Raw genomic sequence first — 15,332 nt, forward strand, 5'->3', positions numbered from 1 at the left:
CGCTGCGGGGCGAGACCGGTCTCCCGCCGCCGGGGGTGCTGGACGTCCCCGTGACCCGCGCAGGTTGATCTGCCCCATAGATGAGGGGGTCGACGGAGATGAAGCGGCCGGTGTCGGGGTCGTACTCGCGGGCGCTCAGGTGTGTCAGGCCGGTCGGGTCCTTAGTAGCCCCGAGGAAGCCCTTGTCGTTGGGCCAGGTGGCGTCGTCGTCGAATCCACGGATCTCTCCGAAGGGCGTGGTGCGTCGCACGGTGGTTTGTCGGCTGCTGGTGTTGACGGCGATCTGCGAGGTGCCTTGGTGGTCGCCGACTAGGTGCGTGATGGTGCCGTCGGAGGTGCGCATGGCGACGGTCTGGTCGCCGAAGGTGTAGTAGCGGGTGCCGGTGGCGGTGGCGGCGCCGTTGAGGGCGCGGAGTTCGGTGCCGTCGGGCAGGTAAAGGGTGGATCCCGCGGGGTCCTTGCGGATCAGGCGGTTGCCGTCGGCATCGTAGACGAAGGTGACGTCGTTGCCGTTCTCGGTGACCTTGGTGAGTTCGCCTTCGGTATCCCATTGCAGGGTTTGGCCCGGGTTGGCAGGTCCGGCATCGATCGCGCGTTTGATGGTGTTGCCGGTGGCGTCGTAGTCGTAGGTGTCGGTGCGCTGACCGGTGGGCCCAGTCTGGGTGACCTGGTTTAGCCGGTTGCCTTGCCCTGCTGCGGCGTAGGTGTAGGTGCGCGTGGTGTCGGCGGTTCCGGCGACGCCGTGGCGGGTTTCCTGGGTGCGGTTGCCCGCGGTGTCGTAGGTGAAGCCCTGCCAGTACGGGGCGGGGCCGCCAATGACGGCGCCAGCGGGCTGGGGCGAGCACGCGGCAGTGGTGCCCTGCGTCCAGGCTTCGGTAAGGCGTTGCAGGTGGTCGTAGGTGAAGCACTGGTTGTCGGTCCCGTCGCGGGAGACGTCGGTGATCGAGGTGACGGTGCCGGCGTCGGTGTAGTGGTAAGTGGCGTACCGATCGTCGCCTGTTGTGCCTTCGTGGGTGGTATGTGCGGTGGCCGGCCGCTGGGTGCCGTACTGGTAGGTGAAGGTCTGCCAGGTGTGTTTCCCGAGGGGCCCGAGTTCGAGGAGTTGAAGTTTCCCGGTCGGGGTGTAGTCGACGTCGTTGACGTACGTCGTCATATCGGTCGGGCTGGTACCGGTCCCGGTCAGGTTGGTGGGTCGCAGGAAGTCGTCGTAGGTGTAGTTGACGCCCTCGGCCAGCAGCCCGCCTGCCTCGGGATGGTTCTGCGTCTGGACCGTCCCATCGTGAAAGTACTTGGTGGAGAACAGGTAGCGCTTCGCCAGTGCGCCTTGTGACTCAGGGACGGTGAGGGCGGTCATGTCGGCACGGCCGAGTTCGTCATAGTGGCGGACCGTGCTGACATAGTCGCCGTCGCTAGTGTGCCGCGTGGCAGTAGCGAGCTTGCCCTTGCCGCGGGCGACGGTGTCATAGGTCCACGACGCCAGTAGGGGTCCATCTGCCGCGCCGTCGCGGGTGGCGGTCTTGCGCCCCAGGCCGTCATAGTCGGTGAAGACCTTCTTGCCCCGGGCGTCGGTGGTGGAGGTGAGGCGGTCCAGGTCGTCGTAGGCGAAGGTTGTGGTTCCAGTGTCGGGGTCGGTGGTTTGGATCTTGCGGCCGCGCAGGTCGTAGGTAGTGGTGAAGATGTTGCCCGACGGGTCGGTGACCGTGGCGGGAAGGCCGGCCGGGTTGAAGGTGTAGCGCGTGGCCTCGTAAGCGCCCGTCGGGGTAGCGGCCTTGTACTGGCGGCGCTCGATGACCTGGCCTCGGGCGTCGGTGAGCTGGGCCGTAGGGGTGGCACCGGCCGGTGGGGTGACTGAGACTCTGTTGCCGCCGCCGTAGTCGTAGGTGGTGCGCCACAGTTCCGAGTCGGGCTGAGAACCGTTGCCGGTGGTGACTTTTTCTATAGTCTTGCGGCCCAGGCCGTCGTATTCGGTGCGGGTCTGGGTCTCCACCTTGCCGGGAGTGCCGACGCCGAAAAGTTCAGTGCTGGGTGCGCCTTCTGCTGAGTAGGGCGCGTACGTTTTGACGACCTGGCCGCGGTCGTCGTAGAAGGTGTCGCTGACCAGCCTGCCCAGTTGGCCGGGCACCTGGATCTGGCGGGCGCGCAGCCAGCCGTCCAGCAGTTTGATCTCCGAGGTTCGCTGCCCGAGACCGCTCGCGGTGAGCGTCTTGGTGGTGACCGCGACGATCTCGTTCTCGGCGACGTGGTAGCCGTACTCGTAGTTGGGCTTCATGCTGGCGGCTTTGGACTGGTCGGGAAGCCATGCCTTGACCAAACGTCCAAGGGGGTCATATTCCAGATCAGTGCGCAGCCCGGAGTTGGACTGCTCGACGGTGGTGATCGGGAGGCCCCACGCGGGGTCGAGATACTGCACGGTCGTCAGAGCCGTCGCCGAGTTTCCGGGCTTGGCGGGTGGGCTGGTGGTGGTGATCTGAGTGTTCAGCCCTTGGGTCTCGATGTAATCGGTCGTGGCGAGCTGATCAGCGGCGTCGGTGACCTTCGTCGCCCGGCCGTAGATGTCGTAGACAGTCTGATTTTGGGTGATGTACCGGGGGGTCGTGCCGGTGTAGTCGGCGAGCTTCTCGACCTTGGTGACGCGGCCCTTGGACGGGGCGGCGCCGAGGGCGCCGTTGTCGTAGTAGTTGCGCACGTCGGAAAGGACCTGGCGAGGCCGGTCGGGGGTGACGGTGCAGGCAGCGGAGACCGTTTCCAGCCGGGACGGGAACTTGACCATCCATTCGCCGGTGTTGTCGGCGTAGCTGGTGCGGGTGCATTTGTCATCGTCGGACGTGCCGGTGTCGCCCAAATCGTTGACCGAGATGGTGCGGCCTACGCCGGGGCCGGAGTCTTCATAGGAGTTGTCGGTCTTGGTCTGGGTCCAGCCGCCACCGTCCTTGACGGTCCAGGTCGTGGAGGTGTCGGTCGCTGTGACGTTCGCCGTCGTGGTGACATTTTCCGTCGCGGCGCCCCACGGGCGGGTGCGCGAGGCGGTTTGTACCCGCCATGGGGTGTTGACCGTCTTGGAATGGACGCTGCCGCCCGGCCCGGTGTACTGGATGGTCTTGAGCGTGAAGCCGGCCAGAGCGTCGTGATCGGTGTAGGTGCCGCCTTCACCGTCGGACACGGTCACCGACTTGGTCCCACCGTCCTTTGTCTTGCGGTCGCCGTCCATGCCGCGCAGGTAGTAGGTGTCGCTCTGGGTGGACGGGGTGTCATAGGCACCGGTCAGGGTCCGGACGTGGCCATAGCCGCGCCACTGGGACCAGGTTTTGTGCTTCTCCTTGCTCAGCCCGTCATCGTCGTCGAAGTGCCAGGCGGCACCGTCCAGGTACTGGTACTTGGTGGCCATGTCCGGGGACAGCCCGGTGCGGTCGGTTTGAATCACCGAGGTCACCACATACTTGTGGAACCAGTCGGTGATGGGATCTTTGCGGCCGGGCGGCGTCCAGATCACAGGCATGCACCGGGTGGTGTTGGTCTCCGGCGTCGGCCGATCGCTCAGGGAGCAATCGGGGTCGGAGTAGCCAATGTCGATCTGTCCACCGGACTCGTCATAGATCGCGCCGAGCCGGTACCGGATGTAAGGCAGGATGTCGTCGCCGGTCTCATCAAGCCGGTTGGGCAGCTGTACCGAGTTGAAGCTGACCTTCGGGAGTGTGGTCGTGCTCCCGTCGGCGGCGTGTCCGGTGTGCTGGATCTCCTTCAGTAGCAGGTCGCGCTCGACGTCGGCTGTCCCCCAGGAGTGGTCCAGCGACCACGAGTCCACCGGTCGGTAGTCCGATCCGTCGCTCTTGAGGATCTGAGTGGTGATCTTGGTGAGGCGTTTGCGGGACCAGAACGTCGGGGCCAGGGCGCCGTGGGTGTCCTTACAGTCCTGCCCGGAGTCGCAGTGCAGGTCCCACGGGACGTCCCACCACTTGTCAGGGTTGCTTCCGATCTTGGACGGGTCGCAGTCGAAGCCGGCGTCAGGGATGCAGCGCTCGGAGGTATCGAACGTGACCTGGGCGGGAGCCTTGGCGAACAGGGCATCCTTGCGCAGCCCGTAGGAGATCGTCTTCAGATAGCCGCCGCGCACGTACGGGGTCTCGTCCGCGGCCTTGAGGTTGCGACCGTAGTGGTTGATCTCTTGCCCGTAGGTGTAGTTGATGGCGTTCCCGCCGGGGTCGACCACGTAGTCGAGATTCCAGCGGTATGCCTGCTGACACCAGGAGGAGGCGAACGACGATCCGTGGCAGGGCTCGTTAGAGTCGTCGCCGAAGACGGGTACGGTCCAGGTCGAGTTGGTCTCCGGCTTGCCGCTCGTCCAGTTGGGCAGTCGGTTGAGCCCGAAGAAGTATTGGATGCCGTCGGTAGTGGTGACCTTCCAGTACTCACCGTTGTCGTCACCGTTGGCGGTCGAGGAGTCGGTGAGTTTCTCGAACCTGGTGCCATCGTCGTTCTTCATCCGCCACGTGCCGTCGGAAGCTTTGATCAGCTCTCCGCCTTTGCCAGCCCAGGTGACGGTCGCGTTGTCGTAGCCCCAGCATTGGTCTGCCGGGTAATTGCCTCCCTCATCCTGTGGGGCTTCGTCTTCCTTGCAGGATTTGTAGCGTCGCTCGATGTACCCCGGCCACAGTTCGAAGCCCTCACCGACCCATGACGGTTGCCCGTTGGAGTTGGCGGTCCGACCATCTACGCTGCCTGAGGAGTAGGAAACCTCAGCCTGCGGGCTCAGCGTGCCGGGCACGGGCGGCACTCTCAACGGGTAGGACCAGGTGAAATCCCCGTCGTTCCCACCGGCCTGCCAGGTCGCAGACGCCTCCAGCGAACTCGCCCCGTAATCGCCCTGCGAACTGTCCGAGCCGGCGGTGGCGACCAGCAGTGCAGCGTTCTTCCCAGCTGTCTCCGGCGAGCCCGATGTCTGGGCCGGTGACGTCTCGACCTCAGCAGTCAACGTCCTAGCAGCGCTGTTGTTGGCGGCCGTCACCGGCTTCGGGATACGGCACTCTGGCTGGGCCGGTGACGTCAACGCACACGCCGGTAGTTGGACAAGGCGCAGGCGGGCTCCGTAGGAGCCGCCGAATGCTTGGGCAAATGTCGAGTAGTCCAGCCGAAGCTTCACCCTTCCAGGCGCGGCGGCATCGGTGCGGGCCACGGTGAGCGCCAGCCCGTCCACGCCTGCGCTACGGGTCGCCTGGCTGTCAAGGACCTGCACCCGTACCCGCTGCGCCGATGGCGCAGGATTCTCAGCACCCTTGACCTTGCCTGGAGCCAGGATCTCGATCGGGAGTTCGCCTGCCTTGGCCCCTGCCTCCTTTTCGGCAGGACGGGCCGCGTTCGAGCCGGACGGCACGTTGATCTCAGCTGCTCCAGGCTTCGGCCACGCTGTGTTGGCCGCCGGCCCCGGCTTGGCCGGGGTCACCTTGCGAGGCCGCGCCTTCAGGGGGTGGCCGTCCACCGGGCGCTCATGGTTCTCGACCTTCGGCCGGTGGGAGTTCGGCGGGTCGGCCAGCGCCGGCGGCACGGAGACCAGTCCGGCCGCCAGCGCCACCGCGGTCACGATCGCCACGGCGTGCGCCGACCGGCGCGGTTCCAGCATCAGCGTTCGGCGACGGAGCCTTACACGGCCTGCCTTCACGACATCCTCCACAGGGCGGCCCTTGACGAGCGCGCTCGGCATGCTTGAAGTCCAAGACGGGGGTTTGCCGAGGCCGAACACCACGCCGCAACGTGGGTTCGGCCGAATGAGGTTAGGGTCCGGTCTGGGCTGGGAGTTCCACACCGCTGGCGAGAGCGGCCACCTGCTGCGGTTCTAGTGCAGCTTGGTAAGCCCACACGTCGTCGATCGCATCCGGCCAGAAACCAGTTCCGCCCGAGATGCCGATCTTGTTGCGCCCGACCTGTAGTCCGCCATTGTTCTGCGCCTTGAAAGGGAAAACATTGTCCTCTCGCGACACCCCGTCTGCGGTCTCATCAGCTTGACCGTTTACGTAAAGGGTGACTTCGCCTTGCAGCGCGTCATAAACCACTGCTAGATGAACCCAATCGCTCTCAATGAACCTGGGATGGGAAGCCACCAAAGGCGTGGAGGTCGCATCGTCGGAATTGTTCATCACAACCTGCCAGACGCCCTGCTGTGCCGGATCCTCGCCCGGCACATACCGCAGTTCGAACGCGTTCGCATGGGAGCCGGGTTGGGAGAACACCGTCGCAACCTGCTGCGGACGCCCACCGTTGCGGACCCATCCGGCGATCGTGAAACTCTCGTCCGTCAGCACCGGCGGCGTCTGCGTCTCGGCGAACGCCGTGCTGCCTCCAAGCATCAGACCCGCTGGGGAGGCACCCCAGCCAAAGCCGGCATCTGGATCGATGACCGCACCATTTTGGAGTTGTAGTCCAGGGGCGTTCTCAGGGTATGGGTCAGCCTGACCATTCTGGTTGAGCATCCATCGAGCATTGAGCACCGGAGCCTCGGTGACCATTCCCTTCGCCTCATCCGGACCAAGGACGCGGTCGTAGACGCGCACGTCGTCGATCTTGCCTGGCCAGTAGTCGACCGGCACGCCCGTGTACTTGCCCCGGCCAATCTGGAGGCCGCCGATAGCGTTCCATGTCAGCGTCACTTCGGCGCTGTCGGTCCCCTTCTTGCCGTTGACGTAGATGCGCAGCCGTTTGGCCACTGCATCCCACACGCCGACCAAGTGTGTCCATGCTCCGGCACGCGCTGGTTTCGCGGAAGTGGCCTGGTACCAGCCGGATTTGTTGGTGTCATAGGCGGTTCTGGCGAACACCCACTGTTGCGTACTCTTCACGTACTTCAGGTAGAAGGCGCTGAAGTAGTTGCCTTCCTCCGACAGGACGGTGAAATCGGTGTCGGGATCGGATGCGTCAACCCATACCCATGCCGACACCGAGAAGCTGTCGTTTGTATCGATGATGGGGCCGTCGGTGGCGGCGTATCCGGTGGAGCCGTCCGTTTGGATCGCCCGACCGACATGGCCGGGCCCGCCTGCCGTCACGTTACCGTGAACGGTTGCCGAGATGGGCGGTTCTCCCTCACGGGTCATCGCCTGCACAGCGGATGATCCAGTCGGTTCGTCCAACTTGAACCTGGCCAGCGGCGCGGATCCTGCATTGGCGTTGAACTCGTAGGAAGAAGTGGGCCCGTCCTGATGAGAAGGCGCAAGAGCCTGCACAGTGATCACGTTGGGGCCGTAACGGGTCGGCGCGACCTGCACCTGCTGAGGGGCGCCGGCGGAGGTCGAGACCGTCGTCACCAGCTCACCGTTGAGGACGATCTCGAACCGGTCGGCGACCCCCGCGGGGTCAGAGATGGTGAACGTCCCGGCTTGCCCCACACCACCGTGCCCACTTCCATCAGCGGGATAGTCGGTCGACGTGATCTCCGGTTGCCCAGGCTTCGCCGGATCGTAAATGAAATAGCAGCCCGTCTGTGCGCCGTCGTAGCTCCACGGCCCCCACTGCTCACCGTCCCAGGCACGCACTCCCCAGGCGATTTTCTTGCCCTGAGGAATCGTCGATGGAACGATCTTCTCGAACTTGCTGCCCGTCGTCTTCTGGGACGTCAAGCCCGAAGTCCACTTCGGGCCCCAGTCCGAGCCGTCAGCATTGTTCGCCCAGTGCAATGTGAACTGGCCCTGAACCTTGCTGGAGTCCTCGTTGTCGGGATCTTTCAGGTAGGCATACAAGATGGAGAGGTCGTTGACAATCTTGGCCTGGCTGCTGGCCAGGCATTTGGTACCTGGGTTGGCGAACATAGTGTCGGTGTCCGGCTGCAAAGGCGGCCGGTTGTACTGAACCTTCAGATAAGCGTCCTTGGAGAAACGCTTCCACCAGTCTATCGTTGACTCACTGTAGGCCTTCAAGCCGAACGTAATAGAACTGTGGCCCTTGTTCGCCGCGTCCTGCACATGCGAACGGAGCGTCGACCCACCAAACTCCACGGGAGCCTTGGAGCAGTACGCCACATCTCGCGACGCTAGCTGGTCCAGCCAAACTGACGAACTGTTCGTGTTGTTCCATGTCGCATACGACTGCAAAGTCGTCGTCCGCCACAACTGCACCGAGGTCTTGTTGTCGCAATCGTAGGCACTGGTCTCAAACGCGGTGAACTCCACGTTCTGGATATAGCTTCCCTTGAGCGATGGCATCGGCATTCGAAAGAACAACCGCTTAGTCTGGTTCTTCACGCAGTTGGGGTCCTTGGCAACTTCGCAACGACCGACCCCTTCCGTGGAGTTGCCGCCGAATTTGTAATAGGACTGATCCGGCCAACCTGAGGAGACCATCCCATAACTGGAAGCCAGGTTGGTGTCCCAGACAGGGTCGATGTACACCGGGAACTTGGTGTCTGGTGCAGTCAGCAAAGACTGATCCGGCGTCAAGGTCAGCTTGCCGTCTCCGACCGCCACATCGATGGGGGCTGTCTTGGCTCCCGCCGAGGGCTCCTCGTCTGGTTCCACTGTCGCCTGGTTACGGGCCCCTGAGGCTGCAGTCGCCTGGGTGGAGTCCCACATCATCGGCGAGGGCGCCTCGAACACCACCGCGCCCGAGTTAGTGTCGGCGGCCTTGAGAACACCGCTGCCCTGCTCCTCCGTCACCGCAAGACGGCTGGTCGCCAGCGCCAGCGCCAAACTGGCCACCCGCGGATCCTTGGCCGCCTCGGCGGTCTTGATCACCAACACATGGGCGAACCCGTCCGCCTGGGCACGCAGCCGCAGGTCCACGTCCGGGCCGGTGACCCCTTGGTACACGGCCGTATCGCCGTCCAGGGTGGGAGATGGAAGGGCCTGCGGCCAAGACAGCGCCAACGCGTGGCCAGCCCGGGTCATTTGCACCATCGGGCCGCTCCCGCCGGCCGAGAACCTAAGCCCGACCGTCGTCACGGCTGGAACAATCCAATCGCCCGACCGGCTCAAGGTGGCGTCGACATCGGCCCACTTGCCGTTCTGACGCGCACGGATGGGCTCGACATGCTGTTCGATCTCGATACGGCCACTCGGTAGCGCCCGCACCGTCCGGCTCTCTCCACGCTGGGACAGGACCTCCACCGGCTCACCGATCCGCTTTGCAGCCGCGATCGCCTCCTGCTCGGTCGCGGCGCCACTCGGTTCATCGGCGAGCGCCGTTACTTTCGGCGCCCAAGGGGTCACCTGTACCTGTAGCAGGCCAGCTACCAACACCAAAGCCAGAAGGGGCGCCATACATATGGGGTGCCGCGAAAGAAAGCGAAGAACAGACGCACAACGACATGCGACACCACGACCCATATGAATCCCAAGGCGATAAGGGGTTGTCAAAGCCGCCTTAACATAACCCGCCGATCAAGCGAGGGGAAGATTCTCAGATGATCTTCATTTTGTGATCTAGATCACAGCCCCCTTCGCAATCCTGATGAGAGCTTCAAGCGTCCTCTCCTAATCGCAATTGGAACGGGACAACGGATAGTCACTGTCCAACTTCATATTGCACTCCGCAGCTGGCCAAAACCGGCCTTCAATCGATGTTTGGATCGTGTATTCGGCATACCTGTACTGCCTGGAGGTGCCTCACTACTGGAATCCCCCCGCTGTCCATCCTTCGGCATCACGGTCTCGAGGCTTCAACGCCCATCACCTTGGGCCCGCGCATCTCTGTACGAGATGGGCACATGCCGCACCGCAGGCAGAGAGCGGTATCAATCACCGGTCGGAGGACTAGGGGCGGTCGAGGACCACCTCAACTTTCTGCCTCTCCAGTCCGGCGGGATCAAGTACGAGGCATAGTCAAGACCTCTGCATCAAGTCAGCCGCGTTGGTGACCTTGCTGACGGAGCCGTTGGCTGGCTGCCGCCCGGACCCGTCGTGTCCTTCCTTGGCTGACAAGGGCGGCAAGGGCATCGGGTGATGTCAGGACTTCGACGGCCACCCATGGTTCGTCCTGAGCGATAGCAGCCAACAGCGTCCATTCGGTCAGGCGGCGGGTGAGAAAGTCCCGCTCGCCGATGACGCCGGTCATGGTGTGGACCCAGCCGGGAAACCGTTCGTCGGTCAGCAGGAGGCGTGCCCGGTCGTCGATGTGGCGGGCCACTGCGGCCAGTGCCATCTCCTCGTCTGGGTCCTGCAGGATCTCGTTCACCAACGTGGGCTCATCGTCGGCGCCCACGGCGGCCAGGGCCCGCAGGTGGCAGCCGTAGCGGCGGCGCTCGTCCGGCTCGGCGGGGCCGTCAGTGGGGCTACTCACGCGGCCACTCCTTCGGGACGCTCGACAAGCCAGCCGCGTTCGAAGCCAGCCCCGACTCGGACGGGGGCGTCCAGGCAGGGGGTGTTCACCAAGCGCCAGCGTGCCTGGCCGACTCGATCAGCTTGATCGCCATGGCCAACCCGGCCGCCCGCAAGCCGGGTCCCTTGGTGACCTTGGTGCGGCGCCGCACCGGCGAAGGTGCCCTCGATCGGGTTGGCGGTACGCAGATGGATCCAACGCTCGGCCTGGAAGGCATAGAAGGCCAGCAACTCGTCCAGGTCATCGATGACTTTGACGACGGCCTTGCCGAACTTGGCGGCGTCGGCCGCTCGTAACTGCTTCACCGCGGCCAGGGCGTAGTCCTTCTCCTCGGCGTTCCAGATTTCAACCAGCGCCTTCTTCGCTGCCGGGTGCGCCGACTCCGCATCGGCCCTTGCACGTTGGAGATCTTGTGAACCCAGCACCTTTGCTTCTTGGCCTGGGGAAACACCTCGCGCAGCGCGCCCAAGAATCCCAACGCCCCATCGCCGACTCCTTGCTGCCATCAGCACCGCGCCCGATCATCACCAGCAGGCACAGCTTGCGCTCTTCCAGCCGCACGGTGACATGAATGTCGTCGGCCCACAGATAGACATAGTCGACGCCCGACAGGCCGCGGGCGGCGAAGGCGCGCTGCTCGGCCTTCCACTGCTCGGTCATCTTTGTGAACATCGACGCCGACAGTTCGGCCGTCGAGCCGAGGAACTGCCGGAGCGTCGCCGTGAAGTCCCCCCGATGATAGGCCCTGCAGATATAGCCCCTCTCGCCGTCCTGGCCGAGGATGCCGGACACAGCGCTGAGAAAGACTGGAACGATAAGGCGGTCATCGCCGCTTACCGCGAAGCCGTCGCCGCAGGCTGCACCGACCCCAGAGTTGCTGATCGATTCAGCATCTGGCTGGTGAAGCAGGAACTCTAGCCGAAGTCGAGAAGGTGCTCACCCAGGCCCTTCACCAACGGCCCACAGCGGCAAGCACACGAGACCGGCTCGAAAACGCCTGTGAGGCTGCCAGCGTCATCTTTCGGGGCTGTCCTGAAGATCGTGCGAGGGGTTGTGATCCGAAGGGCTGGGGCCCTTGTCCGACCGGGAGGATGATCTTTGAGCGACGACGACCGAACCGAGCGGGTCGAGCGCGCTGGATGTTCGGCTCGCCGCCGAGCTGATCGGGCGAGCCCTGGCCAGGGGGTGTCGCTGGTGGGCCCGGTCGGGCTGCTGGCCGAGCCACCAAGACGGTGCAGCAGGTCGCGTTGTAAGCGGAGATGTTCGAGCATCAGGGCTATGAACGGGGCGAACGCCCGGCATGCCGGCCGGTAGCCACCGTAACCGGCAGCTCGTCTAAGACCGTGTCCACCGAGATTGCGCAGGGTCGAGGTCGCAGTTCCGCGGGACCGGGCGGGTAAAGGGCACCGACGAGATGCTCAAGGCTGCGGCGGGTTTCTTCGCGGCCGAGCTCGATCTGCCACAGCGGTTCTCGTAACTCTTAAGCAGGTGTTCGGAATCGAGGCGATCTGCCGCGTGCTCGATGAGCACGGCCGTCGGGATCGGACCGTCCACCTGCTACGCCGCCCGCTCCCGCCCGCTCTCGGTCCGGAAGGTTCGGCACAAGACCGAGATCACGCGGATCCGGGCCGTCGATCAAGGCGAGACCACGAAACACAGGCGGCACATCTTTCCTCCAATACACGTGGCCGCAACCCGCGGAGACACCACCCGGCCCGCAGCGGCAAGTTCAGCCCGCGGGCCGGGTAAGCGTCGTTCGTCAGATCAATTGCCTCCGGGCGGCCCAGACCACGGCTTCGATGGGCGTGTTGACCTCCAAGCGATCGCAGATCGTTCGGAGGCGCCTGCGGAGTGTCCGGGCGCTCAACTCCAACTTGCGAGCGGCAACATCGGCCGTCACCCCGGCGGCGATCTGCGCGAGCAGCTTGATCTCGGCATCAGTCAGGTGGAACCGTTCCTCGTCTCTCCTAGGCGTGAGGGTCAGCGTGGCCGGCTTGGTAGCCAAGAGGACGTCCGCGTCCCCGAGGCCGGTGGACGTACCGACGCTAAAGCTGCCGCCAACATCCTCACCGCGTGAGGGAGCGGCCGACGCTGCCTCCTCGCCCCGCTGGGCGGTGATGGCAGTCAGGCCAGCGTGCAGCTTCAATGAAGCTTGCAAAGCCTGTTCCGTGCGAACGTCGGCCACCTGGAGCAGCATGTCGAGGGGGTCGATTGCGGTGTCGTCGTGGAAACCGGTCATTCGTCGCCTGCCTCTCCAGCTGTTCGGAGCAGCAGTTCCTTCAGCCGCTCTCTCGCCCTATGCAAGTTCTGCCGCACGGCGGGCTCGTTGATGCCCATCTCTCTCGCGATCTGGACGTTCGAGAACCCGTCATAGTGCCAGGCCATCACCTGCCGCTGCTTCATCGGCAGAGTGTGCAGCGCGTCCATGACCCGTTGTTCCTGCTCACCGAGCTCCACCGAGTCGAGCAGCGGGAACGCGGCCTGGTCGGGCACCGCGTCAATCGGTGTTTCAACCGGGGGGCGGCGCAAGTACTCGCGGACCGCGACCGTACGAAGCCACGCCTTCGGTTCGCGGATTCGGTCCCATGACTCCCAGGCCAAGCTGAACGCCGACTGCGCGGCATCGGCGGCTTCCGTCGTCGATGCGCCGTGCTTCATGACGAACCGCGTGAGCTTGGCCATTTCGTTCTCGTACAGCGTGCTGAACTCCTGGACACCCGGTCGGGGGCGCGCCGCCCGTGTCGCCACGCGTTCGGGTGCCGCATCACTCATCCGCGTTCTCCGCGTGGTGTCGGGCCAACGTCGACTTGCACCAGCGAGCCGTCCGCTCCATGGTCGCTCATCCGGCTCCCAGGCGGGAGCGTCCGCAACATCTCCGCTCTCGTCCTTTGCCGTGTCCGGTCAAGCTGGACGTGTGTCCGCAGCCGAAGCCACAGCCCTGTGAGGCCAGCCACCGAACAGCCGATCATCACCGCCTCGCTGAGCCACGTCGGTTCCATCCGGCTCCGCCTCTCGAGGTCTACTCGTGTCTCTGCCGGGTCCACTACGAGCCCGGATTCTCAGGAGTTAGTAGGCAGAGTCGGCGGTCCCGTGACATCGCCAAGGTCAGGCGATGGCGGCTCAGGCCGCAGCGCGTGCCAGGCAAGCGAGCGCGAGCCGCCGAGCTGACATAACGCCTCTTCCCCACCGCCGACCGGCCGCCGTCGCGCGGCCCGATTCCCCACGGGCCGGCGCCGGCTACCTAAATCGCACCGCTCCGGGAGACGGAAGCGCGAAGCCGCCCCGCACGATGCCAGCCGTGGCGGACATCACGAGGAGATCGCGGTAGCTGATCCGGTGATGTGGGGCATCGTCGCGGGTGTTGACGGTGCCGTCGGGCTGGACGGTGGAGGTTGCCGCCTCGCGGGTCATAGCCAGGTAGCGGACGGCTCGTTGGTCATGGGGACAGGTGGGTCGGCACGCAGGCAGCAGCACGTCCCGCCATGCGCGGATGAGCGCGAAGCCGAAGTCGGTGAAGGCCGTGCCGTATCAGCGGGCCTTTCCGGGGCGTTCGGACGGTTCGACGTAGCAGCGGCGACGCCTGCAGACGATCCAGGTGACCTGCCAACGGCGCCCGGCCAAAGCAGGACGCGGGGCCGACCTGGGCGCCTGACCTGTTGGGATGCCGCCAAACAGACGACAGCCCAACCCGACTGGTGGACCTGAGCGAACATGCAGCGAGCACGCAGCCCACCATCAACCACACAGAGTGACCGATAGAGCGGCCTTCTTGTGGCCTCGTTCACGGCGGGAGGAGGGTGATCTCCCAAATCTCTCCCACTGGATCACTAGTGACCTGGCACGGAGTCGAAGAGGGCCTTGTGGGGGACGGAGTTGCGCGCTGCCGGGTCGGAACCCGTGACCTCTTCGGGCTGCGACAACGCCAAAGAGGCCTGCTCTTCATCCGAGCAAGCCTCTGAGCTGGGGAAACGTGGGCGATACTGGGTTCGAACCAGTGGCCTCTTCGGTGTGAACACGATCGGATACCTCGCCAGGACAACCTCTACAGGCTTCCGCCCAGGTCAGAGGCCCTTCTTCCGCTTCCTTAGCACCTGTTCGAGGAAGATCAAGTAACTTCTGATCTCCCATTATTCACACACGCCGCCTACACGAATAGTCACTTTAGGTTACTGTCGCCACGTCAGCAGACACAACCCCCGTCGGCCGAGACGCAAGGGGCACATCCGTCCACACGAGTTAGCGCACGAACCATTGAATTGAGGACAAGTCGGCTGATTTGTCTGTATTTCTCTACAGATGCGCAGATCGCGGCTTCCTGCGGGCGCTCGCCGGTTCCGGTCAAGTCCCGGTGAATGAAACTTCCAACCGGGGTAATAGATCTACTCTGAGACCCCTGCTGACCCCGGCACCCGCAGGAGGGACTTTCCATGGCGTTCTATGGGCGGGTTCCATGGCCGGCCGTCGGCGTGCTCATGGCGATGCCGTATGACCCGGACCTGCACGCGGTGGGTAGCAAGGCAACTGAGGGCAAGTGCCTCTGGTCGGATCATGATGCCGATGCCAGTTGGTCGGTCGTGTGGAGAGGCGAGCGTTGGGCGGTCTGTGACGCGGATCTCGCGGCCATGGCACGGGCCGAACTCGGCTCGGTGGCCCCGCCCGCTCCGGCGCGCGATCTCGATACGAGGTTTCACGACCACGTGACCGGCGAGTTGGCAAAGCTGAGGGGACGATACAACCCGACCGTCTTCCTCGGCATGGTGCGAGAACAAGGCGCGGTCGCGGCGGCGAAGCGCCTAGTCGCGGACGCCCGACCCACCTCGTACGGATTCGAGAAGCTCTGGGAGATGCAGGAGCTACAGAAGAGCGTCGAGTTCGCGGTGTGCCTTCCCTGGTTCAGGGAGCTTTTCACCGAAGCACGTTCCGGGGTGTGCGGTTCAACGCGTCCAGCCCGCCCGACGCCCGCTTCCTCGCGGTCACGCTGGCCCACGAGGTCCAGCACACCAAGCTCACCGGGCTTCTGGACGCCGTCCACCTCA

General features: G+C 64.5%; 5 protein-coding genes and 1 pseudogene. All 6 read right to left on the bottom strand.

Annotated elements, in window-relative coordinates; all coding sequences use genetic code 11:
- Positions 1–5,695: type IV secretion protein Rhs (locus AB0C69_RS21960; protein WP_360356293.1), on the bottom strand; the 5,695-nt coding region annotated here is incomplete at its 3' end.
- 70 nt (positions 5,696–5,765) lie between these two features.
- The gene (locus tag AB0C69_RS21965; RefSeq protein WP_360356296.1) at positions 5,766–9,239 is read right to left on the bottom strand and encodes a LamG domain-containing protein; all 3,474 of its coding nucleotides are present in this window, start codon (positions 9,237–9,239) and stop codon (positions 5,766–5,768) included.
- 580 nt (positions 9,240–9,819) lie between these two features.
- Positions 9,820–10,257, bottom strand: coding sequence for a hypothetical protein (locus AB0C69_RS21970; RefSeq protein ID WP_360356298.1), 438 nt, complete (start codon positions 10,255–10,257; stop codon positions 9,820–9,822).
- A pseudogene (locus tag AB0C69_RS21975) lies at positions 10,254–11,053 on the bottom strand (transposase); the annotation flags it as partial. The pseudogene AB0C69_RS21975 and the gene AB0C69_RS21970, both read right to left, overlap by 4 nt.
- Before the next feature lie 1,002 nt (positions 11,054–12,055).
- Positions 12,056–12,280, bottom strand: coding sequence for a LuxR C-terminal-related transcriptional regulator (locus AB0C69_RS21980; RefSeq protein ID WP_360356303.1), 225 nt, complete (start codon positions 12,278–12,280; stop codon positions 12,056–12,058).
- Between the two features lie 251 nt (positions 12,281–12,531).
- Entirely contained in the window at positions 12,532–13,068 is a 537-nt protein-coding gene (locus AB0C69_RS21985; protein ID WP_360356301.1) for a sigma-70 family RNA polymerase sigma factor, read from the bottom strand.
- Positions 13,069–15,332: the final 2,264 nt, after the last annotated feature.

It is taken from the genome of Actinomadura sp. NPDC048032 (assembly GCF_040653175.1).
GTDB classification, from domain to species: Bacteria; Actinomycetota; Actinomycetes; order Streptosporangiales; family Streptosporangiaceae; genus Spirillospora; species Spirillospora verrucosospora.